Origin of the sequence: Citrobacter sp. CK180, assembly GCF_030333655.1 — a bacterium.
Lineage (GTDB): Bacteria > Pseudomonadota > Gammaproteobacteria > Enterobacterales > Enterobacteriaceae > Citrobacter_B > Citrobacter_B koseri.
Genome location: NZ_JAOWFM010000055.1, coordinates 306,397 through 331,902, shown reverse-complemented (window position 1 = coordinate 331,902; position 25,506 = coordinate 306,397). Strand labels below are relative to the sequence as shown.

Sequence of the window (25,506 nt, the reverse complement as noted above, 5' to 3'; positions counted from 1 at the left end):
CACTTCATGCCAGTGTTTTTTTTAGTGGCATCACGTTATAACCCTCACCTCTTTCCAAAGAAACAAGCAAGTCAGCCCACAATTCCAACGCCTGCTTCCTCTCATCGAAGTACTGATAACGGTTATAAATCCCCTCTACGCCTTTAATTCTGTGATTCAGGCAGCGTTCTGCAACTACCGGATCAACTCCTAACGCAGCCAGATGAGATCGCGCGGTGCGTCGAAAATCATGAATAGTAAAATTAGGCACGTCGGGGAGGTTACCCTTCACCTTGCTCAATGCTACAGGCAGTGTGCTTTCTTGAATATGAGGGATCATGCGGTGCTGCATCTTTCTTGCTGGAAGAACCCACTGGCTATTGCAGGACATCTGATGCAGTTCTTTCAACCATTCAAGCGCAGGTGCAGGGATAGGGATGTCGATCGCATCACCATTCTTCACTCGTTCAGCGGGTAAGTGCCAGACCGCTTCATCAAGATCGAACTCCTCCCAGCGTGCACCGCAAAGCTCCATCTTACGGCAGCAGAATACCAGTAGAAGCTTCATTGTCAGCTCGTTTTGACGTGAGAAGCCTTTTGTCATGGGCATAGCTTGGAAGAGCTTCATCAACTCTTCACGGCTGAGCCAGCGTTCTCTGCTTTGCTCCTGCCCACCAGCATCTGAGATTTCAAAAGCACTAGTAGGATTGCTTTCAAGCATATGCCGTTTGATACCGTAATCAAAAATACGGCGAGTCCAGCGAAGCACGTCATTAGCAACTGTAGGCGCGCCACGTTGGACGATTTTTTGCAGCATATCGTCGATATGTCAGGCTTTAACCTCTTCGATTCTGAGATGCCCGATATTAGGGTTGATGTCTTTATCTATGCGACGTCGCAGAATGTCAGGGTGCTTCCACCGATTGAGGATTTGACGTTCAAAGTATTCTGCCGCTAGTTCTGAAACGCGGAGCGCATGTTTCTCTTCCTCCATCTTCTTCAGCGCTTCAGCCTTACGTTCCTGCTTCTCTCCCGCTACGTCATGACCCAGAGCGACACGGGCGGAAAGCTCTTTAGCAATTTCCCGCGCTTTAGCGAGAGAAATGGTGGGGTAGTAGCCAATGAGCATCACCCTGGATTTTCCTGCGATTTTGTAACGAAAGCGCCAGAACAACTCTTTATATTTCTCAGGAAAACATAGATATAACCCATTCCCATCAGAGCGTCCTGCGAAGCGCTCGTTGTTTCTTTTCCATGTACGGATTTGTATGTCGGTCAGATTTCCCATATGTCTCTCATCTTCAGAGGGGGGTGTACTTAAATGAGTGTACTTAAGACTGAGTAAGTACACCTTTAAGTACACACAAAACACGCGCTGTAGTGATACGATATGAGACTATATAAAACAAAAAGGCCATTATTTACAATGGCCTTTTTATCCTGATGTGACTTTATGAGACTACGCGAGATCGCGTGAAACTTTACTCGATATTCTGGATCTGTTCGCGCATTTGCTCGATCAATACTTTCAGCTCAATTGCAGAATTGGTGACATCAGCATTGATGGATTTGGAGGCCAGCGTGTTCGACTCGCGGTTGAACTCCTGCATCATAAAGTCCAGACGACGGCCAACCGCCTCTTTTTTCTTCAGGATGTTGTAGGTTTCTTTGACGTGCGCGTCCAGACGATCCAGCTCTTCTGCCACGTCAATGCGCTGTGCCATCAGCACCAGCTCTTGCTCCAGGCGGTTATTTTCCAGTTGTACCTGTGCGTCTTCCAGTTTTGCTACCAGACGTTCGCGCTGCCATTGCAGGATTTCCGGCATATGGGCGCGGACTTTCACTACCTCAGCGCTGACGCCTTCCAGACGCTGCTCAATCAGCGCTTTCAAAGCCTGGCCTTCGGTTTCCCGGGCGACAATGAAGTCATCCAGCGTCCCGTCCAGCGCGGCGAGGATCTCTGCGGCAATCGCGTCCAGATCCTGTTCCTGGGCGGCCATGACGCCCGGCCAACGCAGGATATCTACCGGGTTGATTTCCCCTTCATCGCTCTGCATTTTGACCCAGTTCGCGGAGGCAACGAGCTGCTTTGCCAGCTTCTCATTCAGAATGAGTTCGCCTTGCGCGCTGGCATCGGGTTCAAAGCGTAAAGTACATTCGATTTTTCCGCGCGTCAGGCGTGTACGAATGCGTTCGCGTACAACAGGTTCAAGGCTACGGAACTGTTCCGGCAGACGAAAATACGTTTCCAGATAACGCTGGTTTACCGAGCGCATTTCCCAGGTAGCGCTACCCCATTCACCCTTGATTTCACGCCGGGCGTAGGCGGTCATACTGCGGATCATAGACGTTCCTGTTTTTAAAGGAGAGATGGAAGGATTATAGCCATCCATGCCTTGTCAGGATAGGAATAACCGCCGGAAGTCCGTATAATGCGCAGCCACATTCGTTTCAAGCCGGAGATCTCAATATGCGTCCAGCAGGCCGTAGCGCTAATCAGGTGCGTCCCGTAACCCTGACCCGTAACTATACAAAACACGCTGAAGGCTCGGTGCTGGTCGAATTTGGAGATACCAAAGTGCTGTGCACGGCATCCATCGAAGAAGGCGTACCGCGCTTTTTGAAAGGGCAGGGCCAAGGGTGGATCACCGCAGAATATGGCATGTTGCCACGCGCTACGCATACTCGTAACGCGCGTGAAGCGGCGAAAGGCAAGCAGGGCGGCCGCACGATGGAAATCCAGCGTCTGATCGCCCGCGCGCTGCGCGCTGCTGTCGATCTTAAAACGCTTGGCGAGTTTACTATCACTCTGGATTGCGATGTGATCCAGGCGGACGGCGGTACGCGTACTGCATCTATCTCCGGGGCTTGCGTTGCGCTGGCCGATGCGCTGAACAAGCTGGTCGCGAACGGTAAGCTGAAAACCAACCCGATGAAAGGGATGGTGGCTGCGGTTTCCGTCGGCATCGTGAATGGTGAAGCGCTCTGCGATCTGGAGTACGTTGAAGACTCCGCGGCTGAAACCGATATGAACGTGGTAATGACCGAAGACGGTCGAATTATTGAAGTGCAGGGAACGGCAGAAGGCGAGCCGTTCAGTCACGAAGAACTCCTTACCTTGTTGGCATTAGCCCGAGGGGGAATCGAATCCATTGTAGCGACGCAGAAAGCAGCGTTAGAAAATTGATTTTAAGGCGACCAGCGAGTCGCCTTTTTTTTGTCTGTAATAAAGTGAAATGAGGAGCGAATCCATGAAACCGTATCAGCGCCAGTTTATTGAGTTTGCGCTTAACAAGCAGGTACTAAAGTTTGGCGAATTTACGCTGAAATCCGGGCGCAAAAGCCCCTATTTCTTCAACGCCGGGCTGTTTAATACCGGGCGCGATCTGGCTCTGCTGGGACGTTTTTATGCCGAAGCGTTGGTGGATTCGGGTATCGGTTTCGATCTGCTGTTTGGTCCGGCCTATAAAGGTATTCCGATTGCGACGACCACCGCTGTTGCACTGGCGGAACACCATGACAAAGACCTGCCGTACTGCTTTAACCGTAAGGAAGCCAAAGACCACGGTGAAGGCGGAAGTCTGGTCGGGAGCCCATTACAGGGACGCGTGATGCTGGTGGATGATGTGATCACTGCGGGTACTGCGATTCGTGAATCAATGGAGATTATCCAGGCGAATGGCGCAAGTCTGGCGGGGGTGCTGATTTCTTTGGATCGTCAGGAGCGTGGCCGTGGCGAGATTTCCGCAATTCAGGAAGTGGAACGCGATTACGAGTGTCAGGTGATCTCGATTATCACGCTGAAAGACCTGATTGCGTATCTGGAAGAGAAACCAGAGATGGCGGAACATCTGGCGGCAGTGCGCGCGTATCGGGAAGCGTACGGGGTTTAAGTAAATTGCCCGGCGGCGTAGCGCTTACCGGGCCTGTAAGGCCGGATAAGGCATCGCCGCCATCCGGCTACGCTGTTACTGCAATTGCGCGGCAACCAACGGCCAGCGGGCGTCGAAATCGTCCGTTGGGCGGTATTTGAACTCGCTGCGTACAAAGCGGGACAACATCCCTTCACAAAACGCCAGCAACTGACTTGCCAGCAGGGTTTCATCCGTGGCGTACCCTTCGCCTTCGCGCATTCTTTTTTCCCGCAGAACCTGACGCAGCTGCGCTTCAATGCGCTCAAACAGCTGGTTAATTCGTCCTTGCAGGCGATCTTGTTCAAACATTAACGCATGACCGGTGAGAATACGCGTCAGGCCTGGGTTGCGTTCGCCGAAGCCCAGAATCAACAACACAATTAAACGCAGACGCGCGCTGGTGTCTTTCTCATCTTTTAAGATCAGATTGATACGGGTAATCAGACTGTCTTCGATAAACTCAATCAGACTATCGAACATGCGAGTCTTACTGGGAAAATGGCGATACAGCGCCGCTTCAGAAACGCCGACGGAGGCTGCCAGTTTCGCTGTTGTGATGCGTTGGCTTCCATCGCTGGATTCCAGCATCAGCGCCAGAGACTGAAGTATTTCTTCGCGACGATTCCTTTTCGCAGTTTGTTTTTCTGCCATGTTACAAAATACCCCTGAAAATAAGCACTTGCCAGGCGAGCATCCACACTATGACCGCAAACTCAGCGTTTGCGGCGATGTTATGTCGTTATCAGGATGCGTAAATGTCTTACTTGCGACCAGAATGGCCGAAGCCGCCTTCACCACGGTCGGTGGCTTCAAACTCTTCCACCAGATTAAATTCGGCCTGTACAACCGGTACGAAAACCATCTGAGCAATACGTTCGCCTGGCTCAATGGTAAAGCTGTCCTGGCCACGGTTCCAGATGGAAACCATTAACTGACCCTGATAGTCAGAGTCGATCAGGCCGACCAGATTGCCGAGCACAATACCATGCTTATGGCCCAGGCCGGAACGTGGCAGCATTACCGCCGCCAGAGACGGATCGGCAATATGAATCGCCAGACCGGTCGGCACCAGCGTTGTTGCGCCAGGCGCCAGTTCTACGGCGTCATCGAGACAGGCGCGCAGGTCAAGTCCGGCGGAGCCGGAGGTGGCATAAGTTGGAAGCGGAAATTGCTGCCCAACGCGCGGGTCCAGAATCTTAACGTCGATTTTTTTCATCATAACGGGTCACGATCTCGTCGAGTAATAATTGGCCCAGGAGCGCTTTCCGTTCGAGCGGTAAGGCTTTATCTCCATCCTGCCAGAAAAGGTGTAATGCGTTGCTGTCGCTATTAAATCCTTGAGTTGAAAGCGAAACATCGTTCGCGCAGATCAGATCAAGGTTTTTGCGGATACGTTTTTGCCGGGCGTATTCTTCCACATTATTTGTTTCCGCGGCAAACCCAACGACATAAGGACGCTTGTCTTTGAGTGCGGCGACCCCGGCGACAATATCAGGGTTCTTGACCATTTTTACTGTTAATTCATCGCCCTGCGTCGCCTGTTTCTTAATTTTTTCACTGGCGACGGCGGCTGCACGGTAATCAGCAACCGCAGCACAGCCGATGAAAATATGCTGCTTCTGAACCGCTGCCTGGACTGCCGCTTCCATTTCCAGCGCGGTCATCACATCAATGCGCTGAACAAAAGGTGGCGTGGGCAGCGCAACGGGGCCGGAAACCAGCGTAACGTTGGCGCCGCGTCGTGCGGCGGCGGCGGCAATGGCAAATCCCATCTTACCGGAGCTGTGGTTAGAGATATAACGCACCGGATCGAGCGGCTCGCGCGTCGGGCCCGCCGTAATCATGATGTTGAGATGTTGCAGATCGTTGACAGGGGAGAAATGCGCTGCCGCCATATCCACAATGGTCAACGGGTCGAGCATGCGTCCTGGCCCCACGTCTCCACACGCCTGGCTGCCGCTGTCCGGCCCCCAGATAAGCATTCCGCGTGACGCGAGTACATCCAGATTATGTTGCGTGGCGGCGGCGCGATACATTTGCTGATTCATGGCCGGAAGCACGGCAATCGGGGCGGGTGTCGCCAGACAAATCGTTGAAACCAGATCGTTGGCCATACCGGCAGCGACGCGAGCGATCAGATCTGCCGTGGCTGGCGCGAGGATAACTAAATCCGCCCATTTCCCCAGCTCAATATGGCCCATCGCGGCTTCTGCGGCAGGGTCAAGCAGACTGTCAGAGACGGGATAACCCGACACCGCCTGTAGGCTCAGGGGCGTGATAAAGGCTTTTGCCGCTTCGGTCATCGCCACGCGAACGTCGGCGCCACGTTCGCGTAAACGACGCACCAGTTCAGGGGCTTTATAGGCAGCAATGCCGCCGCTCATGCCGAGAACGATTTTTTTGCCAGCCAGGCTCATCATGATCTTTCCTGTTGGATTGCACCAGAAGGCGAACATTTTATCACAATCCTGAATCCCGTCGTGCAGTTGCCCGTAATTCACTTTGCGAGGCGCTACGCAGGAGTGAAATACGGGCGTCGATTCACCCCAGGAGCTATGCCACCATGAGGCGTGCTTAAGGAGGTGAACGTATGGATGCGCCGGAACGTTTAATGCCCCGGGAAAAAATGTTGAAGTCAGGAATTGGTTCGCTGACGGATGTTGAACTGCTGGCGCTCTTTTTACGTACAGGAGTGCCAGGAAAAGATGTGATGGCTCTGGCGCATGAAACGCTGCAACGCAGTGGGTCGCTCTATGGGTTGCTGTCTGCGGATTTCGCGCAATTTCGCGGTACAGGTATCGGTATCGCTAAGTATGCGCAGCTTAAGGGGATTGCCGAACTGGCAAGGCGCTATTACAAGGCGCGCATGATGAAGGAAAACGCGTTGTTGAGCCCGGAAATGACGCGTGAGTTTCTGCAAAGCCAGTTGGCGGGGGAAGAGCGGGAGATCTTCCTTGTGATCTTTCTGGATGCCCGGCACCGGGTGATTAAACACAGCCGTCTTTTTTCCGGCACGCTGAATCATGTCGAGGTGCATCCGCGCGAGATTATCCGCGAGGCGATAAAATTAAATGCTTCTGCGGTGATCCTTGCGCATAATCACCCCTCGGGGTGTGCAGAACCGAGCAAAGCGGATAAACTCATCACCGAACGTGTCGTAAAATGTTGTCAGTTCATGGATATACGAGTACTGGATCACCTTGTGATTGGGCGCGGAGAGTACGTTTCTTTTGCCGAACGTGGTTGGATTTAGAACACTTCGCGCGATCCATCGGGATCTTTGTCTGTTCGGGACTTGAGCACATCGCTTACACAGCGTATACTACGCCACCTTTGAGAATCTCGGGTTTGGCATTTGGGCCTGGCAATCGAGAGTTCACAATGAACTGCGATAACCAGGCTGAGAAGCCTGACGAGGCGCCAATACCCCATACGAAGCTCGAGCTAATTTGATTTTTGGAGAATAGACATGTCCCGAGTCTGCCAAGTTACTGGCAAGCGTCCGGTGACCGGTAACAACCGTTCCCACGCACTGAACGCGACTAAACGCCGTTTCCTGCCTAACCTGCACTCTCACCGTTTCTGGGTTGAGAGCGAGAAGCGTTTTGTCACCCTGCGTGTATCTGCTAAAGGTATGCGTGTAATTGATAAGAAAGGCATCGAAACAGTTCTGTCCGAACTGCGTGCCCGTGGCGAAAAGTACTAAGTACTTAGAGGAAATAAATCATGGCTAAAGGTATTCGTGAGAAAATCAAGCTGGTTTCTTCTGCTGGTACTGGTCACTTCTATACCACCACGAAGAACAAACGTACTAAGCCGGAAAAACTGGAACTGAAAAAGTTCGATCCAGTTGTCCGTCAGCACGTTATCTACAAAGAAGCGAAAATCAAATAATTCTCGCTTTGATGTAGTGAAAAACCTCGCTTCGGCGGGGTTTTTTGTTTTCTGGCCGTCCCCATATTAATGAGACCTGAAACAGAGCCGGAGACGTTATGCCTGAATTACCTGAAGTTGAAACCAGCCGCCGCGGCATTGAACCGCATCTGGTTGGGGCAACCATTCTGCATGCCAATGTGCGCAATGGACGTCTGCGCTGGCCGGTATCGGAAGAGATCTACCGCCTGAGCGATAAACCCGTACTCAGCGTTCAACGCCGCGCGAAATATTTGCTGCTGGAGTTACCGGATGGCTGGATAATCATTCATCTGGGAATGTCGGGCAGTTTGCGTATCCTTCCTGAAGAACTTCCCGCTGAAAAACATGACCACGTTGATCTGGTGATGAGCAATGGCAAAGTCCTGCGCTACACCGATCCTCGCCGCTTTGGCGCTTGGCTGTGGACGAAAGAGCTGGAAGGGCATAACGTGCTGGCGCATCTCGGCCCGGAGCCGCTGAGCGACGATTTTAACGGAGCCTATTTGCAGCAGAAATGTGCGAAGAAGAAAACGGCAATTAAACCCTGGCTGATGGATAACAAACTGGTGGTGGGCGTGGGAAATATCTACGCCAGCGAGTCGTTGTTTGCGGCAGGCATCCATCCTGACCGTCTGGCGTCGTCATTATCGCAGGCTGAGTGTGAGCTGCTGGCCCGCGTGATTAAGGCCGTTTTACTGCGTTCCATCGAGCAGGGTGGTACAACGTTGAAAGATTTTCTGCAAAGCGACGGTAAGCCGGGCTATTTTGCTCAGGAGTTGCAGGTTTACGGACGTAAAGGGGAACCGTGCCGGGTTTGCGGTACGCCGATCGTTGCGGCTAAACACGCGCAACGGGCGACGTTCTACTGCCGTCAGTGTCAGAAATAAGATGGATTGCAGGCCGGATAACGCGCTGACGCGCCATCCGGCAAAAGCGTTTTACTTCAGCTTATCCATCAAGGCCTGATGAACGTTCTCCGGCAAAAAGTGGGTAACGTCGCCCTGATGGCGCGCCACCTCTTTTACCAGCGAAGAAGAGATAAAAGACCACTCTTTTGAAGGCATCAGGAAGACGCTTTCAAGCTGCGGCATTAAATGGCGATTCATGTGCGCCAGTTGCATTTCATATTCAAAATCAGCCACGGCGCGCAAGCCGCGAATCAAAATATTGGCCTGCTGAATGCGCGCGAAGTTGGCCATTAAGTCGCTGAATCCCATGACTTCCACGTTGCCGAGGTGCGCCGTCGCCTGTTGCGCCAGCGCTACACGCTCTTCAAGGGTAAACATCGGTTTTTTGCTGGGGCTGGCGGCAATGGCGAGGATAACGTGATCGAACATCTGCGTCGCGCGCGTCACGATATCAATATGGCCGTTGGTGATCGGATCGAAGGTTCCTGGATAAATCGCCCGTTTTTGCATGACAGCCCTCAATGCGTTTTCGGTGGCAGGTAAGGTTCCAGCAGTTGTAACAGACGCTGTAGCGCACCCTGGTTTTGGTACAGCACTTCAACGGCGTGTCGACCGTAGAAATTACGATAATCCGCGTCGGTCAGTAAAGACGAAACCTCTTTTACCAGCGTAGTGGCATCGGTTACGGTAATCAGCCCGCTTGCTTGCTCCAGTCGGGCGCAAATATCTTTGAAGTTAAAGGTATGAGGGCCCATCAATACCGGTATCGCGTGTGCGGCAGCTTCCAGCGGGTTATGTCCTCCGCGTTCAACCAGCGAACCGCCGACAAATGCGAGATCCGCAATACCATACAGTAGCATTAATTCGCCCATTGTATCGCCAATAACAACCTGGGTACTGGCGGACGGCACCTCTCCTGAGGAACGCGTGGTATAGCTGAGCCCTGCCTGGCGCACGAGGTTAATCGCATCCGGGAACCGCTCTGGATGGCGAGGAACCAGAATCAGCAGCAGGTTAGGGAATTGATGCAGCAATGCCTGATGGGCGGCGATAACAATACTCTCTTCGCCGTCATGCGTACTGGTGGCGATCCACACCGGGCGGTGCGGCGCCCACTGGCGACGCAGCGTAACTGCTTTTGCTGCAAGCTGCGGCGTCACGGAAATATCAAATTTCAGACTGCCGGTGACGGTGAGCTGGTTATTTTTCGCACCTAACGCGATAAAACGCGCGCCATCTTCTTCATTTTGCGCCGCGATTAGCGTAATGCGGCGCAGCAGTCTGCGAACAAATTTCCCCAGCTTTGTATAGCCAGCAGCCGACCGGGCGGAAAGGCGCGCGTTGGCGATAACCAACGGAATATGACGTTTATGCAGCGCGGCAATCAGGTTCGGCCAGAGCTCGGTTTCCATAATCAACACCAGTTTAGGGTCAACTTTATTCAGGAAACGGTTGAGCGCATCGGGCAAATCATAAGGAAGATAGACGTGCTGAACATCGCTGCCAAATGCGGACTGTACGCGCTCTGAGCCGGTAGGCGTCATGGTGGTGACGGTAATCGGCAAATCAGGATAACGGTGTCGCAGGGCACGAACTAAAGGAATTGCCGCCAGTGTTTCACCCACAGAGACGGAATGCAGCATGATCCCGCCAGGTTTAAGCGGATGACGGTAAAAACCGTAACGTTCGCCCCAGCGTTTACGGTAGGCTGGCGCTTTACGTCCACGCACCCAAAGCCGTATCCAGATCAAGGGCTGAATAAGGTAGAGAAGGGCGGTGTAAAGCAATTCGAGCATAGTAAATAGCTGACTGATGGATGTGCTGGGGATTCTATGTATTTAGCCTGGGCTTTACCATCATTTTTATCCTTGTTGCACTAAAACACCTGAATTGACAATACATTATTTGCGGTAGGTGTTTTTCTCCAGATACATCAAAACAGGCTGTTAACGCCGAATAACGCGTGAAATCCTACTCTGTCCTTCAATAGTAATGGTTTACATCTTATTGTTTTGAAATTAAAAATTAACTTTTTGCTTAAAAAATATTCATTTCGGTTCGGGAGCTAATCAATGGTATACTACTGCGCAAATTCAGGCAGCCATCAGCCTTCAGGGCGCCGGGAATATGGAGGGTAGTCTTTGTTTGCAGACAAAGATTACGGCGCTTTTACCTGCCTGGCCTGGGATGTTTGGCGACGTAACGCGGATATTATTGCATGACCATTGCTTTTTGTTTGTACAAATATTTTCCCTATGGCGGGTTGCAGCGTGATTTCCTGCGAATAGCGCATACGGTTGCGGCGCGTGGCCATCATGTTCAGGTATTGACTCAACAGTGGCAGGGCGAACGTCCCTCCGACCTTGAAATTATCCTTGTTCCGGTGACTGCCAGAACTAATCATGGAAAAAATGAGCAGTATTATCAGTGGGTTCAGAGTTACCTGAGCCAACATCCCGTCGATCGCGTCGTTGGGTTTAATAAAATGCCCGGGCTTGATGTCTATTATGCGGCAGATGTGTGCTACGCGGAAAAAGTCGCCCGTGAAAAGGGTTTCTTTTATAAGCTGACCAGTCGTTATAAGCACTATGCAGCTTTTGAAAAAGCGACCTTCCAGCAAGGTGCTCATACCGAGCTTTTGATGTTAACAAATAAGCAAATCGGTGACTTTAAGCATCATTATCATACTGAGGATCGCCGTTTTCATATTTTGCCGCCAGGGATATACCCGGACAGGAAATACAGCCAGCAACCTGAAAACAGCAGACAGATTGTCAGAGAAAAAAATGGCATTGGGTTAGATCAGTTCCTGCTTTTGCAGGTAGGTTCGGATTTTAAACGCAAAGGCGTACCAAGAACGTTACTGGCGGTAGCTTCTTTACCTGAAGCAATACGTCAACGTACGCGATTGATGGTTGTCGGGCAAGACAAGGCCGACCGGTATCAGGCCCAGGCGCGTCAACTAGGGATTGAGAAGCAGGTGCAGTTTTTTTCAGGGCGCGATGATATCTCAGCGCTGATGTCTGCTGCTGATTTGCTGCTTCATCCTGCCGTTCAGGAAGCGGCCGGAATCGTATTATTAGAGGCGATTGTCGCCGGGCTACCCGTGCTGACCACCGAAGTTTGTGGATATGCGCACTATATCAATGCTGCGCAGTGTGGCGTTGTTATACCGGAGCCTTTTGCACAGGAAGTCCTGAATGCTTCCCTCTGCGATGCGCTGGAGAAAGGTGAGCAGCGAAGTGAATGGGCAAGTCATGCAAGACACTTTGCCGATACAGAAGATCTCTACAGTCTGGCTGATAAAGCGGCTGATATCATTTTAGGTTTTGAGAATGATTGAATTAAAAGAGCCATTCGCTACGCAGTGGCAAGGTAAAGATCCGTTTGTCGAAGTAACGAAACTGGACGGAGAGGTTTTCCGCGCTCTGGAGACCCGGAGGACGCTGCGTTTTGAGATGATGGGTAAAGGGTATTTCCTGAAATACCATCACGGAACCACGCTGAAAGAAGTGCTAAAAAACCTCATTTCCTTGCGTATGCCCGTTCTTGGCGCGGATCGCGAGTGGCTGGCTATTCACCGTCTGCAATCACTGAATGTTGATACCATGACCGGCGTCGCGTTTGGGCAAAAAGGGTTTAATCCGTTGCAGCGGACATCGTTTATCATCACGGAAGATCTCTCGCCGGCAATAAGCCTTGAAGACTTTTGCGCCAGGTGGAGTGAAGAACGTCCTGACCTCACCTTAAAACGAACCATTATCACCCGACTGGCGGAGATGGTGGGGAAAATGCATCGTGGCGGGGTGAATCATCGGGATTGTTATATTTGCCATTTTTTACTACAGCAACCATTACCGACTGATGTGGCTGATATAAAACTTTCCGTGATTGATCTGCATCGCGCGCAAATTCGTCGCCGGGTGCCGCGTCGCTGGCGTGATAAGGATCTGATTGGACTCTATTTCTCCTCACTCGAAATTGGCCTGACCTCGAGAGATATTTATCGTTTTTTACGCGTTTATTTCTCGATGCCACTGCGTGAAATTCTTCGCAAGGAAGCCAGTTTGCTTGAACAAGCGGCGGCGAAAGCACAAAAAATCAAACAAAGAACGATAAGAAAAGCGTTATAAAATCACATACAGGGTTTGAGGTGATCTCATCATGAACATTGATTTTGAAAACGTAATAATTCAAAAAAAGGTTATCGACAACGCTACACACCAGAAAAGCAAAAAGTTGAATATTGCATATGGTGTAGATCGAAATTTTTTATTTGGCTCTGGAATTTCAATGACATCAGTGTTGGTGAACAACCCTGATATTGATATCCATTTCTATGTTGTGACGGACTATGTTGATGATGAGTACCTGGAAAGCGTGGAACGACTCACGCAAATGTATGGAACAACGGTAACGGTTCTGGTTTTCGATAATGAGGCGTTTCGCAAGTTGCCGAGTACTAAAGCATGGACCTATGCGATGTACTATCGCTATTTTGCGTTCGAGTATTTAAGTCGTGAACTGGATTCTGTGCTGTATCTGGATGCCGATATCGTTTGTAAAAATTCGCTGCGGGAACTGACAGATATTCATTTTGCCGGAGAATATGCGGCTGTTGTTAATGATATTGATCGAGTACGTTTAAAATCCGGGCAGAGACTGGGTATTCCTGAGTTAGCTCGTGACTATTTTAATTCAGGGGTGGTATTCGCTAATCTCCATGTCTGGAGAGAAAAAAAACTGTTATCCAAAGCCTTTGAGGTTTTGCATGAGCGTCAGAAAGAACTGCTTTATTTTGACCAGGATATCCTGAATATCTTATTTGTTGGACATGTGATCCTGCTGAGGCGTGATTTTAATTGTATTTATGGCGTAGACCAGGAACTGAAGAATAAAAATGAATATCGTTATCAGGACTTTATCACTGAGAGTACGGTATTAATTCATTATGTCGGCGTGACAAAACCGTGGCATACGTGGGCTAACTATCCGGTTTCTAAGTACTTTATTGAGGCTTATAAAAAATCGGCATGGGCAGAAAAATCGTTACTCAATGCAAATACGGCGAAATTATATAAGCGTAAGTCACGCCATGAAAGGATACAGCGAAAATATATTCGTTCTATATTTAGCCATATAATGTATATTAAAAATAAGCTACACGGCGCTAAAGTGCATTGAGTGGCTTGTTGAAAATAAATTTAAATAGGTGTAGTGAATGATTTTTGATTGCCATCAGTCTATAAAAAAGATACTTGATTTTAATCAAGCACCAGCCGGGGAGAGTCCACAGCTCAATATCGCCTGGGGTGTTGATAAAAACTTCATGTTTGGCGCCGCGATTTCGATGACGTCAGTGTTGATACATAATAAAGACATCAATATCCATTTCCATCTTTTTACTGATTATGTGGATGATGATTATCAACAGAAAATAAGTATGCTGGCGCAGCAATTCTCTACTAACATCTCAATATATGTTATGGATGCCGAGGGGCTAAAGGTATTGCCCAGCGGTAATGCCTGGTCTCATGCGATGTATTTCCGCTTTATCGCATTTGAATATTTAGGCGAAAAAGTTGATTCACTCCTGTACATTGATGCAGACGTAATATGCAAAGGCTCACTTGTTGAATTGAGTCATCTCAACCTTGATGAGCATGTTGCTGCGGTAGTAAGGGACGTCGATGATAGTCCTGCCAGAGATATTGAGAAAAATAGTGATTATTTTAACTCTGGTGTGATCTATGCGAATCTTAAAAAGTGGAAAGAGCAGAACTTTATTGGTGCTGCATTTGATATCCTCCTGGATAAAAATCAGAAACTCTCTTTTCCCGATCAGGATGTTTTAAATATTCTTTTCTTAAATAAGGTGATCTTTTTACCGCGTATCTACAATGCGATATATGGTATAAAACAAGAGTTAAAAAGCAAAGATATATCACGCTATAAAGAATATATAACGGCGGATACCATTCTTATTCACTATATTGGGGTAACTAAACCCTGGAATTCCTGGGCAAATTATCCGTCTGCACAGTATTTTGTGGAGGCATGGAAGGCTTCACCATGGGCGAATGTGCCGTTGTTGCCTGCCAGAACGCCAAAGCAGTATAAGAAGAAGTCACGTCATGAAAGGCTACAGGGTAAATATATTGCTTCAATTATCAGCTACATAGGCTATCTGGCCGAAAAAGTCAAAGGTAAGTAAAAAAGCTCCCCGAGGGGAGCTTTTTTTTAATGAATCTTGGTTTTGAGGTACTTTGCGTACCATTTTATGGCGGTAAAATAATTACCTTTTTTTGCCGCCTGACGGGAGTACACCCGATAATCGGTAGGCCTCATACGAGGGGCATAAGAGCGTAACTCTGCATTCCGCCAGGGCGTGAAATGGTGGTAGAAAATATAAAGCTGTTGCGACAGCCCCGTATGTTCTTTATACCACGGTTTTCTTCCACCCGTAAAATGAATGATTCTTGGCAGCGTGTCACTGTGATAGAAGAAATTTTCTTTCTGTTCGTCAGTAAACCAGTTAAACAGGAAATTCCAGCGGTTATCAATAAACGTAATATTGCCGTTCATTGCAATGTTGAGTGCGTCCTGATCAAAGTAAGGCAATGATTTTCCTTGCTCAAATAACACGGTATTTGCTTTATGTTCAATGTCATGCTTAATCCAGTTCGCGACATTAATATAAAGGAAACCAGCGTTAAAATAGTGATCGATGCTCAGCCCTAATCGCCGGGCGTGTTTATTATCATGAATGTTGAGAGAGTCATGGCTGACGGCGCAAACAACATCATCAATATCAACGCTGTTAATCTCACTGAGTGAGTCAAAGCATAGCGTATCGGCATCAAGATAGATAAAACGCTCTACTTTGTCTTTAAGTAAACGGGGCACAGCCAGACGCATATAAGTTGAGCGATTGAGATGTTTTATCGCAAAATCATTGTTATATTTTTCAATATCAGCCTTATCGATCGTGATAACCTGAATTTTATGACTGGTCGACTGTAGCTTCGCAATATCTTCATCGCTGACATCATAGACAAAGACAAAAAATGCGAGAGATTGCTCAGGGTTATTCATTATGACAGACATAATGGATACGGCAACATACTCCAGATAATTAGCATCTGTGCAGTAGGCAATATTAATTACGTTAGTTTTGTTATCCATTTACGCTGTCTCATTTCCTTCAACCGGGTTGCTATCATGGAGCACGGTGTCGATAGCGTCAATAACTGCGTGTTCTGGTATCCAGGTCAGGTATTTCCGGGATCTGTCCAGTTCTGCCCGGGTCGGCATTGGATGATAATCGCCTGCCCAGATCAGCGCAGCTTTATCTGACCAGGGTTTCCACTGTTGATAATTTGTGGCGCCAAACAAACATACCTGCGGCGTACCTAATGCGGCAGCCATATGCATGGGGGCGGAGTCCACGCCGATATACAGTACTGCATGATCGATTAACGCCGCCAGTTGCAGGAAGGTCGTTTTACCTGCCACCGTCAGGTCTGGTGGTGATTGACACAGTCCGGCGATACGCGCTACCTGCTGCTGTTCTTGTACTGCGGGTCCACAGGTCAGGTAAACATGCAGACCGCGTTGCTGCAAATAATCTATGACATGCGCAAATTTCTCATCATCCCAGCACTTAAAGGACTGTCTTGCAGTGGGTTGAATCACAACGTATTTTTGCGTGGGAAGCGCGGGAAGCTGAGTCAGTAAATATTGATAGTCACTCTCGCGATAGCAGAGCAACATCTCTTTTTTGAGCTCGCTTTCACTAAAGTCGAGGCCTTTTAGAATGGATAAGTTTTGCTCAACAATATGAGTTCCGGTTGTTGGTGTGACTTTTGTAAAAAGGCAATTCCACTGCTTCTTGTCCCTTTTAAAGGCAATAGAGGGGCGGCGTAGGGAAGCGATAAGTGCGCCAATAGGCCATTGCTCGGTTAAGTTGACAATAAGGTCATAGTGGTTTTTTTTCAGCTGGCGGCGTACCGATATATAATTTTTAATGGTTTCCAGCAGACCTTTCTTTTTTTCAATAAGGTAAAAGTTGTTGATTCTCTCATCAGCAGCTAAAATTGCCCTGGTGTCTTTATAAAGAAGAATATCAATTTTTGCGTGCGGATAACTTGCCTGGAGACTGGCAATAACAGGGGTAATGAGCAGAACATCGCCATAAAACTTAAGCTTGCAAATAAGAATTCTTTCTACTTTATCAAACATATTAACTTTCCTTGCTAACAAATAACATTTTGCAAGCGTTTATGGCTTTAAATCGTATTTTTGAAATAAAACGATCAATGTGTGGGTACTTCATTTTATAAATGACTTTTCTTTTAACGATGCTTGTATCACAGCATGTTAGTGCATCTTGAATGTCACTGATCATATCTTCTTCGTAGCGATAATAACCTTTCTTCTTGCGCAGCAACTTGCGTCCCTCAAGGAAGCAGTTAATGATCATTAATGTGGCTACAGTTCGTTTTTCATCATTTTCTTTTATATAGTCACACATTTTACGCATGGCGAAGAAAATATATTGCGCATCATTTTCAAGAATATTCTCGGTAATGCTCCGATCGTTTATTCGATAATAATATAGCTTGTTATCTATTTTTAAGATCTTATGGCATTTAAAGTATTGAAATGGACAAAAAATAATGTCCTCATAACGATGATGTTCTTCGAAGCGGTCTTGCCCAATAATGTCACGGCGAAAGAATTTTGTTACAAGGTGCCATTGACCCGCACGGAAAGTGGGTAATAACTGCGTTAAATTTTCATCAGTTAACGTAATTTCACTCTGTTTTACCGCATCCGGCTTATCTTTTTTGCATTGATAGAGATTATTAATGTCACGGGTTAAGTTGAATTCAACGATATCATATTTCTCTTCTCTTAATTTAGGGAGAAGAACCGAAAAATAATCCGGGCTAATAATGTCATCGCTGTCAACAAAGCCAATATACTTCCCTGTCGCATGTGACAACCCGACGTTGCGGGCAATCGCAACACCATGATTTTCCTGGTAGATGTATTTCACGTTATTGCAATGATGTTCGCGATAAAACGCATTTATGCGTTCTTCAGTCAAATCCGTTGAGCCATCATTAATAATGATTACTTCTACCTCATTAGTGATGCCCTGATGTAAAGACGCCAGCGTATCCGTAATGAATTCGGCATTGTTGTATGCCGGTATAATAATGCTCAGCAAATAATCTGAAGCGTTAATCATGGCATAACTCTCTCATCGTGCCTGGTGTCAGCATCATCGCCGCGCATAATGCCAGCATACTGCTCAGAGTTTCACCTTTGGCGTATAATAATAAGTCGCTTAAACCATAGATAACTATAGCACTGGAAATGATGAATAACAGAGGGCTACGTTGTGTATAAGCTTTTAAAAACATCGCCAGATACAAAAAGAGCAGAGCGATGACGCCAGAAATCCCTTTAAGAGAAAAAGTATCAATGAATTCGTTATGCAAATGGATGTCGACGAACCCAAGTGCTCCTCTTAACGAGGTATCCTGTCGGGCAAAATCCCGCATTCCAGCATCGCGTTGTTCAAGTGATTGGCCCCAGTAGTGGTTTTTTCCAGCATCAATACCCGCCCGTTGCATCGCGAGTCGGGCGCCAATCGAGGTATTACTGTTCTTCTTACTGTAAGAATGCATATCGGTTACGAAGCTGTTATAGCGCTTTTCAATCACCGATTTTAAAGGGATTGCCGCCAGCCCCGCGAGAACAATAAAGGCCAGTAACGTACGCAGCAAAACGGTACGGTTATGCCGATAGTGTAAGAAAAATAGCCCTATGCTCAGAACCGGATAGACCAGAATGGCGGCGCGGGTTTGCGTTATAGTGATAACCGCCAGTGATACCAAAAAGTGTAATAAATAGAGCAGGATTGTATGCTTCAGCCGCAAGTTGATGATGGCCTGGGACGCAAGCAATGCGACAAACGTCAACGCATAAGCCGCTCCTGTCGGATGTTCAAAACCCAGTTCGACACGGTAGTTAAGCGGATCTGGTGAGGTGAGGAGTTGATAACCCGCAAAAAGATACAAACCAACAGCCGTCGCAATCACCCAGTAGCGGGTTATACGATCTTTCATCGCACATGCGATTGGCGATTGCAGGGCTGTGACAATCAGTGCGGCAAAGATCATCACTTTACCGCCGTTCTGGTATGAGCGATAAGCGCCAGTAAAGGATGAGCCCGGTTCTTTAAAGATCTCAACCCAAATAATTTGTACTAAACCGAAGAGCAACAGCATCACGGGTAACAGCAGGTTTTTCTTATCACTCAGAAGTGACTTGCTGTGTTTACCGATAATCGGTAGCGACAGAACCGCACATGCAATAAAAACTTTTAAAGCTTCGTCTGGATTGATCAGCAGCATCGCCAGGGTCGTCAGGCACCCGGCATAAAATAAAAAATAGATAACGTTAAACGGATTATTTTGCGTGCTGCGGATAAAGCGAGAAAACGTGTGTCCACGAAGCATGATTAATCTCTTTAAAAGTTATAGCAAATTAAAATCAAGCAATGATACTTTGACGGCATCCGCACCCAGAGTTGACATCTTCCCTGAATGACTCTTTTGCGCGCACTGATTCTTCCCATATCCCCCAATCAGTCCCGGATCGGTCGGGCCATACAGCGTGATATTAGGTCGATCAAGGGCGGCGGTTAAATGGCTAAGCCCGGTATCAACGGACACTACAAATTTTGCCCCCGCCAACTCGCGTGCGACCTCTTCCAGACTCATTCGTGGTAAAACATCCACATAATCAAATCCTTCCGCTAATCTTTTTGCCCGTGCTTCTTCATGGGGCGCACCCCAGGGCAGCTTAATGCGTACACCCGCATCACGCAGTTGGCCGATCAGATCTCGCCAGTTTGCTTCCGGCCAGTGCTTATCGTCTCGGGTGGTCGCGTGTAAAAATACCGCATATTGCCCTGCGTCTGCATTCAGATTGCTCAGGAAATGTTGCGCAATCGCATAATCGCCCTGGGACTGTGGCTTGCTGTACCCCAGGCTTTTAGCGAACAGCTCGCGGGTGCGTTCAACGGCATGCTGCGCTTTAGCGATGTGATGCTTTCGGTTGTAAAACAGGCTGGCCAGGGGCTCCCGGGCCGTACTCCAGTCCATGCCGTGCTTTATGCCGCGTCCCAGTCTTGTGACCAGCGCCGCGCTTTTTACCAGCCCCTGGGCATCAATAATCGCATCGTATTGCTGTGCCTGTACGGCATCGCGAAAGGCTTTACGTTCAGCTTTGATGGGCGCGGAAAACCAGGCCTTACGCCAACGGCGAATAGCGACGGGAATCACGCGATCGACAGCATCGTGCCAGGATGGAATTTGCGCGAATCCTTCTTCTACCACCCAATCAAACTGAATACCCGGGATGACTTGCTGTGCGTCAGTCAGTGCGGGCAATGTGTGTAACACATCCCCCATTGATGATGTTTTGACTATCAGAACCCGCATCCGTCAGGCTTCCTCTTGTAATAACAGACTATTGAGTTCTTCCAGGACACGCGTCGGCGTGATGTCAATCAGGCTCTGATGATACCCCTCCGCAGCATCCCCTTTGCGCACCTTGTGATAACCCGTAATCAGACGGATAACCCGCGCTTTATGCGAAAGTGGGGGAGTAAAGTCCGGGCTGCTGGGGCCGTACAGCGCGACCAGCGGACGGTTCAGCGCAGCGGCGACATGCATTAAACCAGAGTCATTCGTGACAACTGCTTTGCAGGCGGATAAAAGGATAACAGCTTGTTCCAACTGCGTTTCTCCCGCCAGATTGCGGCACCAGGCCTGCTGCTCAGTATTCAGTGTAGCCAGAATTTCATTTCCGGCGTCATGATCTTTTGCTGAGCCAAACAAGACGATCTGGTGGCCTTCATCGATGAGCTGCTTTGCCAGTTCCGCATAGTGATAATGCGGCCAGCGTTTCGCCGGGCCAAATTCCGCGCCGGGGCAAAAACCAATCATCGGACGTTCAGCGGAAAGAGAAAATTCGTTGCAGATGAGGGACTTTTCGCCCTCGCTCACCTGTAGCTGCGGCCATAACAGAGGCTGCGGCAGATCCTGGGCAGTACGCATAACGCCTTTGTCGTAGGCCAGCGCCACATAGCGTTCCACCATTAATGGCCAGGCCTCTTTATCTAACACGCGCGCGTCGTTGAGCAGGCCGTAGCGCATCTCGCCGCGCCAGCCGGTGCGATGCGGGATGCCGGCAAAAAAAGGAACGAGCGCGGATTTAAACGAATTCGGCAAAACATAGGCGCGGTCATAGCGCTTTTCACGCAGACGATGACCGAGCTTGCGCCGCTCGCCAATTTCCAGCGCCCCGTGGCCAAGCGGCATGGGGATCGCGTCGTTGACCTCCGGCATACGCGACAATAACGGGCGGCACCACGCGGGCGCCATCACGTCGATTATCGCCTGGGGATAGCGCGCCTTGAGCGTGCGATAGAGACTTTGCGACATCATCATGTCGCCTACCCAGGACGGACCAATCACCAGTATTTTCATGTTTCTTCTTACGCGTCGCGATTCAGCCAGGCCATATACTCCGTTACGCCTTCGGCAACGGTCTTGAACGGTTTGTCATAGCCTGCGGCGCGCAGATTGGTCAGATCCGCCTGCGTGAACGCCTGGTAACGGCCTTTCAGTTTTTCCGGGAACGGAATGTACTCAAGATCGCTTTTCTTGTGATAAGCCAGCGCGGCATCCGCCACGGCCTGGAAGGATTCCGCGCGCCCGGTGCCCAGGTTAAAGATGCCGGACACGCCGTTTTCCCAGAACCACAGGTTTACATCAGCCACGTCGCCGACGTAGACAAAATCACGTTTGAAGTTTTCGCTGCCTTCAAACAGTTTCGGCGTTTCACCGTTGTTGAGCTGAGTATTCAGATGGAAAGCGACGCTCGCCATGCTGCCTTTATGGCCTTCACGCGGTCCGTAAACGTTGAAATAGCGGAAACCCACAATCTGCGAGCTGGCTTCAGGCAGGATCTGGCGCACATACTCGTCGAACAGGAATTTAGAGTAGCCGTAAACGTTTAGCGGTTTCTCATATTCACGAGACTCAATGAAGTCAGAGGTGCGACCGCCGTAAGTTGCCGCAGAGGAGGCATACAGGAACGGAATGTCACGTTCCAGGCAGTAGTGCAGCAGCTCTTTGGAGTATTGATAGTTGTTGTCCATCATATACTTGCCGTCCCACTCGGTGGTGGAAGAGCAGGCGCCTTCGTGGAAAACCGCTTCGATATCGCCGAACTCTTCTCCGGCCATAATCTGGATCAGGAAGTCTTCCTTATCCATATAGTCAGCAATATTCAGGTCCACCAGGTTGACGAACTTGGTGCCGTCTTTCAGGTTGTCCACCACCAGGATATCGGTGATGCCTTTATCATTCAGGGACTTAACGATGTTGCTGCCGATAAAGCCCGCGCCGCCGGTAACGATGATCATAACTGTAACCTTCGAATTATGGAGTCAGAGACAATCTCAGACACGAATACTTCTTATCATATCACTACACGGCCCAGGCTTCAGCCATTCACCGATAAGCTGTGCGGGTACGCGTGATTTATGCTGCATTTTCAAGAAGTGATGATGCGTCATCTCGTATCAATGTATAGCTTTGGGTAATATGTGCTGAAATTTGCCCAGTCTGGAGAATCGCAATGCGTGGGGATTTTTATAAGCAGTTAACCAACGATCTGGAAACCGCCCGTGCGGAAGGATTGTTTAAAGAAGAGCGCATTATCACGTCTGCGCAGCAGGCGGACATCACCGTGGCAGACGGAAGCCACGTCATCAACTTTTGCGCCAACAACTATCTGGGGCTGGCTAACCATCCCGAACTGATTGCGGCAGCAAAAGCGGGAATGGATTCTCACGGGTTTGGCATGGCTTCAGTGCGCTTTATCTGCGGCACTCAGGACAGCCATAAACAGCTGGAGCAAAAACTGGCGGACTTCCTCGGTATGGAAGACGCTATTCTGTACTCTTCCTGCTTCGACGCCAACGGCGGCTTGTTCGAAACCCTGCTGGGCGCAGAAGATGCGATTATCTCGGATGCGTTAAACCACGCCTCGATTATTGATGGCGTTCGCCTGTGTAAAGCGAAGCGTTTTCGCTATGCCAACAACGATATGCAGGAGCTGGAAGCGCGTCTGAAAGAGGCCCGTGAAGCTGGCGCTCGTCATGTGCTGATCGCCACCGACGGCGTGTTCTCGATGGACGGCGTTATCGCCAACCTGAAAGGCGTCTGTGACCTGGCAGACATTTACGGCGCGCTGGTGATGGTTGATGACTCCCATGCTGTCGGTTTTGTCGGGGAGAACGGTCGCGGTTCTCACGAATACTGTGACGTAATGGGACGCGTGGACATCATTACCGGTACGTTAGGCAAAGCGCTGGGTGGGGCATCTGGCGGTTATACGGCGGCGCGTAAAGAGGTGGTGGAGTGGCTGCGTCAGCGTTCCCGTCCGTATCTGTTCTCTAACTCCCTGGCGCCTGCCATTGTGGCGGCCTCCCTTAAAGTGCTGGAGATGGTTGAGGCGGGGAGCGAACTGCGCGATCGCCTGTGGGCGAATGCGCGTCAGTTCCGTGAGCAAATGTCCGCTGCGGGCTTCACGCTGGCTGGCGCCGATCACGCTATTATTCCAGTGATGCTGGGTGATGCGGTGGTTGCGCAGCAATTTGCCCGCGAACTGCAAAAAGAGGGGATTTACGTGACCGGATTCTTCTATCCGGTTGTTCCGAAAGGTCAGGCGCGTATTCGTACCCAGATGTCTGCGGCGCATACCCCTGAGCAAATCACGCGTGCGGTTGAGGCGTTCACACGTATTGGTAAACAACTGGGCGTTATTGCCTGAGGATGTGAGATGAAAGCGTTATCCAAACTGAAAGCGGAAGAGGGCATCTGGATGACTGACGTTCCGGTACCGGAAGTCGGGCATAACGATCTGCTGATTAAAATCCGTAAAACAGCCATCTGCGGCACTGACGTTCACATCTATAACTGGGATGAATGGTCGCAAAAAACCATCCCAGTTCCGATGGTGGTAGGGCATGAATATGTCGGCGAGGTGGTCGGTATCGGTCAGGAAGTTAAAGGCTTCAGGATTGGCGATCGCGTTTCCGGCGAAGGCCATATTACCTGCGGCCATTGTCGTAACTGTCGCGGTGGCCGTACGCATTTGTGCCGCAATACTCTGGGTGTCGGTGTTAACCGTCCCGGTTGTTTTGCGGAATATCTGGTACTTCCGGCGTTTAACGCCTTTAAGATCCCGGATAACATCTCCGATGATTTAGCCTCTATCTTCGACCCCTTCGGCAATGCCGTACACACGGCGCTGTCGTTCGATCTGGTCGGTGAAGATGTGCTGGTTTCCGGTGCCGGCCCGATCGGCATCATGGCGGCGGCGGTAGCGAAACATGTGGGCGCGCGTCATGTCGTGATCACGGATGTGAATGAGTACCGTCTGGAACTGGCGCGTAAAATGGGCATCATCCACACGGTGAACGTTGCGAAAGAGAACCTGACCGACGTGATGGCTAATCTGGGCATGACTGAAGGGTTTGATGTCGGCCTGGAGATGTCCGGTGCGCCGCCTGCGTTTCGCGCCATGCTGGATACCATGAACCACGGCGGTCGTATCGCGATGCTGGGGATTCCGCCTTCGGATATGTCTATCGACTGGACGAAGGTGATCTTCAAGGGGCTGTTTATTAAAGGTATTTACGGTCGTGAGATGTTTGAAACCTGGTATAAGATGGCGGCGCTGATTCAGTCTGGTCTGGATCTGTCTCCGATCATCACCCACCGTTTCTCCATCGATGAGTTCCAGAAAGGCTTTGATGCGATGCGTTCAGGCCAGTCAGGAAAAGTGATTCTGAGCTGGGACTGATAGCATCCTGCTGGCGGCCAGGTTTTCCCGAACCTGGCCGTAAAATGGCGTTTTTATTTTCCGCGCATCTTGCGGGATAAGCGTCTGAATTTCTCTTTAAGCTGAATAAGCTTATAAACCAGACCCTGACCTTCAATATTCATATGGTATTTATTTTGTAATACTAAAATATCATTTGCCTGGCAAATTTTCAGACTTCCTTTGCAGGATAAATCGATGATGCGCAATTCCCCGGAAGGTGTGCGGATAAAGTTTCCGGCATGAATATCATTGGAGGCCAGACCTGCCCGGTGCAGTTGCTGAATACACGCCTTAATATCTTCTTTATTGCTTTCATTAATATCATTTAATGGCTCCCCTTCAATATATTCATGAAGGGTATACACATCATAGCACTGGCGAAAACGTGTTTTCTCGGCCACACAGTAGAGATCGGCGGTACAGGCACGCACTTGTGGCGCCAGGCTGTCCAGTTTTTGGATCAGCTGAGAATAAAAAGGCCCGGAGAGAAAATTCTGAATCTTTTTCTCAAATCGTGGGTCTATTTCGCGATCGTTTTTGATGATGAACTTCCGTGACTGGTATTCAACAAGTTCTACGCTGCGGAATTCGTTGCCGCTGTTCAGCGGTTTGCCACTGATTTCGTTATTCATATACTTATCCATCAGGGACTTAAGGTCTTTATTTTCCTCTTTGTAATAGACCGTATAGCCCTTTTCATGTGTCTTACTGATGGTCATCACTTCCCTCAAGATAAGTATTCTAAATACGTATAATACAAAGGCGTAGTATACATGGTGAGGCTTCTCATCTGTAGGGTGTTTTGTGCGCCT

The 25,506-nt window shown here is 49.3% G+C and carries 26 protein-coding genes and 1 pseudogene; 12 read left to right on the top strand and 15 right to left on the bottom strand.

What is annotated here, in order from left to right; translation table 11 throughout:
- Positions 1-4: 4 nt before the first annotated feature.
- Positions 5-1,267 (bottom strand): annotated as a pseudogene (locus tag OGV50_RS20390) (tyrosine-type recombinase/integrase).
- A gap of 193 nt (positions 1,268-1,460) precedes the next feature.
- Positions 1,461-2,324, bottom strand: a complete 864-nt coding sequence (locus OGV50_RS20385; RefSeq protein ID WP_012135780.1) for a YicC/YloC family endoribonuclease — start codon at positions 2,322-2,324, stop codon at positions 1,461-1,463.
- A gap of 125 nt (positions 2,325-2,449) precedes the next feature.
- Between OGV50_RS20385 and rph the strand changes: the two genes are divergently transcribed.
- Together rph and pyrE are read left to right on the top strand one after the other, a co-directional pair.
- Positions 2,450-3,166, top strand: coding sequence for a ribonuclease PH (rph, locus tag OGV50_RS20380; RefSeq protein WP_012135779.1), 717 nt, complete (start codon positions 2,450-2,452; stop codon positions 3,164-3,166).
- Positions 3,167-3,230: 64 nt separating this feature from the next.
- On the top strand, positions 3,231-3,872 hold the full coding sequence (gene pyrE, locus OGV50_RS20375) for an orotate phosphoribosyltransferase (RefSeq protein ID WP_112001400.1): 642 nt from the start codon (positions 3,231-3,233) through the stop codon (positions 3,870-3,872).
- Positions 3,873-3,947: 75 nt separating this feature from the next.
- On the opposite strand, the gene slmA is transcribed toward pyrE, so the two are convergent.
- The 3 genes from slmA to coaBC form a co-directional block, all read right to left on the bottom strand.
- Positions 3,948-4,544: a nucleoid occlusion factor SlmA gene (slmA, locus tag OGV50_RS20370; protein WP_012135776.1), complete on the bottom strand. Its 597-nt coding sequence runs from the start codon at positions 4,542-4,544 to the stop codon at positions 3,948-3,950.
- Between the two features lie 109 nt (positions 4,545-4,653).
- Positions 4,654-5,112: a dUTP diphosphatase gene (gene dut / locus OGV50_RS20365; RefSeq protein WP_006687626.1), complete on the bottom strand. Its 459-nt coding sequence runs from the start codon at positions 5,110-5,112 to the stop codon at positions 4,654-4,656.
- Positions 5,090-6,310: a bifunctional phosphopantothenoylcysteine decarboxylase/phosphopantothenate--cysteine ligase CoaBC gene (coaBC, locus tag OGV50_RS20360; protein WP_112001689.1), complete on the bottom strand. Its 1,221-nt coding sequence runs from the start codon at positions 6,308-6,310 to the stop codon at positions 5,090-5,092. The genes dut and coaBC overlap by 23 nt, the downstream gene beginning before the upstream one ends.
- 173 nt (positions 6,311-6,483) lie before the next feature.
- On the opposite strand from coaBC, the gene radC reads away from it, so the two are divergent.
- From radC to mutM, 4 genes are all read left to right on the top strand, one after another.
- On the top strand, positions 6,484-7,146 hold the full coding sequence (radC, locus tag OGV50_RS20355) for a RadC family protein (protein ID WP_047460249.1): 663 nt from the start codon (positions 6,484-6,486) through the stop codon (positions 7,144-7,146).
- A 216-nt stretch (positions 7,147-7,362) separates the two neighbouring features.
- A complete protein-coding gene (gene rpmB, locus OGV50_RS20350) occupies positions 7,363-7,599 on the top strand; it encodes a 50S ribosomal protein L28 (protein ID WP_003024071.1) in 237 nt (78 codons plus the stop codon).
- 20 nt (positions 7,600-7,619) lie between these two features.
- A complete protein-coding gene (rpmG, locus tag OGV50_RS20345; protein WP_001051798.1) occupies positions 7,620-7,787 on the top strand; it encodes a 50S ribosomal protein L33 in 168 nt (55 codons plus the stop codon).
- A 98-nt stretch (positions 7,788-7,885) separates the two neighbouring features.
- Entirely contained in the window at positions 7,886-8,695 is an 810-nt protein-coding gene (mutM, locus tag OGV50_RS20340; RefSeq protein WP_047460253.1) for a bifunctional DNA-formamidopyrimidine glycosylase/DNA-(apurinic or apyrimidinic site) lyase, read from the top strand.
- 51 nt (positions 8,696-8,746) lie between these two features.
- Here mutM and coaD read toward each other — a convergent pair whose 3' ends face one another.
- Positions 8,747-9,226: a pantetheine-phosphate adenylyltransferase gene (gene coaD, locus OGV50_RS20335; RefSeq protein WP_012135771.1), complete on the bottom strand. Its 480-nt coding sequence runs from the start codon at positions 9,224-9,226 to the stop codon at positions 8,747-8,749.
- Positions 9,227-9,234: 8 nt separating this feature from the next.
- A complete protein-coding gene (waaA, locus tag OGV50_RS20330) occupies positions 9,235-10,512 on the bottom strand; it encodes a lipid IV(A) 3-deoxy-D-manno-octulosonic acid transferase (RefSeq protein ID WP_012135770.1) in 1,278 nt (425 codons plus the stop codon).
- A 422-nt stretch (positions 10,513-10,934) separates the two neighbouring features.
- Here waaA and OGV50_RS20325 point away from each other — a divergent pair, with 422 nt between their 5' ends.
- The 4 genes from OGV50_RS20325 to OGV50_RS20310 are packed head-to-tail and all read left to right on the top strand — an operon-like array spanning position 10,935 to position 14,930.
- Positions 10,935-12,059 (top strand): glycosyltransferase family 4 protein, encoded by a 1,125-nt coding sequence (locus OGV50_RS20325; protein ID WP_047460257.1) that lies wholly within the window; start codon positions 10,935-10,937, stop codon positions 12,057-12,059.
- Positions 12,052-12,849, top strand: coding sequence for a lipopolysaccharide core heptose(I) kinase RfaP (gene rfaP / locus OGV50_RS20320; RefSeq protein WP_101744165.1), 798 nt, complete (start codon positions 12,052-12,054; stop codon positions 12,847-12,849). Before OGV50_RS20325 ends, rfaP begins: the two co-directional genes overlap by 8 nt.
- Before the next feature lie 31 nt (positions 12,850-12,880).
- Positions 12,881-13,900: a glycosyltransferase family 8 protein gene (locus OGV50_RS20315; RefSeq protein ID WP_012135766.1), complete on the top strand. Its 1,020-nt coding sequence runs from the start codon at positions 12,881-12,883 to the stop codon at positions 13,898-13,900.
- Positions 13,901-13,937: 37 nt separating this feature from the next.
- A complete protein-coding gene (locus tag OGV50_RS20310; RefSeq protein WP_047460263.1) occupies positions 13,938-14,930 on the top strand; it encodes a glycosyltransferase family 8 protein in 993 nt (330 codons plus the stop codon).
- 26 nt (positions 14,931-14,956) lie between these two features.
- On the opposite strand, the gene OGV50_RS20305 is transcribed toward OGV50_RS20310, so the two are convergent.
- The 7 genes from OGV50_RS20305 to rfaD are packed head-to-tail and all read right to left on the bottom strand — an operon-like array spanning position 14,957 to position 22,226.
- Positions 14,957-15,901 carry a glycosyltransferase family 8 protein gene (locus OGV50_RS20305; protein WP_200093264.1) on the bottom strand — a complete coding sequence of 315 codons (945 nt, stop codon included), beginning with the start codon at positions 15,899-15,901 and terminating at the stop codon, positions 14,957-14,959.
- Positions 15,902-16,957, bottom strand: a complete 1,056-nt coding sequence (gene rfaQ, locus OGV50_RS20300) for a lipopolysaccharide core heptosyltransferase RfaQ (RefSeq protein ID WP_286488725.1) — start codon at positions 16,955-16,957, stop codon at positions 15,902-15,904.
- A 1-nt stretch (position 16,958) separates the two neighbouring features.
- A complete protein-coding gene (locus OGV50_RS20295; protein WP_101744167.1) occupies positions 16,959-17,972 on the bottom strand; it encodes a glycosyltransferase family 2 protein in 1,014 nt (337 codons plus the stop codon).
- Positions 17,965-19,248, bottom strand: coding sequence for an O-antigen ligase family protein (locus tag OGV50_RS20290; protein WP_181421280.1), 1,284 nt, complete (start codon positions 19,246-19,248; stop codon positions 17,965-17,967). The genes OGV50_RS20295 and OGV50_RS20290 overlap by 8 nt, the downstream gene beginning before the upstream one ends.
- Before the next feature lie 18 nt (positions 19,249-19,266).
- The gene (gene rfaC / locus OGV50_RS20285; RefSeq protein ID WP_200093270.1) at positions 19,267-20,235 is read right to left on the bottom strand and encodes a lipopolysaccharide heptosyltransferase RfaC; all 969 of its coding nucleotides are present in this window, start codon (positions 20,233-20,235) and stop codon (positions 19,267-19,269) included.
- Positions 20,236-20,238: 3 nt separating this feature from the next.
- Positions 20,239-21,285: an ADP-heptose--LPS heptosyltransferase RfaF gene (rfaF, locus tag OGV50_RS20280; protein ID WP_058668282.1), complete on the bottom strand. Its 1,047-nt coding sequence runs from the start codon at positions 21,283-21,285 to the stop codon at positions 20,239-20,241.
- A gap of 8 nt (positions 21,286-21,293) precedes the next feature.
- Positions 21,294-22,226: an ADP-glyceromanno-heptose 6-epimerase gene (gene rfaD, locus OGV50_RS20275; RefSeq protein ID WP_012135758.1), complete on the bottom strand. Its 933-nt coding sequence runs from the start codon at positions 22,224-22,226 to the stop codon at positions 21,294-21,296.
- 215 nt (positions 22,227-22,441) lie between these two features.
- Here rfaD and kbl point away from each other — a divergent pair, with 215 nt between their 5' ends.
- Together kbl and tdh are read left to right on the top strand one after the other, a co-directional pair.
- Positions 22,442-23,638 carry a glycine C-acetyltransferase gene (gene kbl / locus OGV50_RS20270; protein ID WP_012135757.1) on the top strand — a complete coding sequence of 399 codons (1,197 nt, stop codon included), beginning with the start codon at positions 22,442-22,444 and terminating at the stop codon, positions 23,636-23,638.
- Positions 23,639-23,647: 9 nt separating this feature from the next.
- Positions 23,648-24,673 carry an L-threonine 3-dehydrogenase gene (gene tdh, locus OGV50_RS20265; RefSeq protein WP_012135756.1) on the top strand — a complete coding sequence of 342 codons (1,026 nt, stop codon included), beginning with the start codon at positions 23,648-23,650 and terminating at the stop codon, positions 24,671-24,673.
- 53 nt (positions 24,674-24,726) lie between these two features.
- Here tdh and rfaY read toward each other — a convergent pair whose 3' ends face one another.
- Positions 24,727-25,413 carry a lipopolysaccharide core heptose(II) kinase RfaY gene (rfaY, locus tag OGV50_RS20260; RefSeq protein ID WP_110493650.1) on the bottom strand — a complete coding sequence of 229 codons (687 nt, stop codon included), beginning with the start codon at positions 25,411-25,413 and terminating at the stop codon, positions 24,727-24,729.
- Positions 25,414-25,506: the final 93 nt, after the last annotated feature.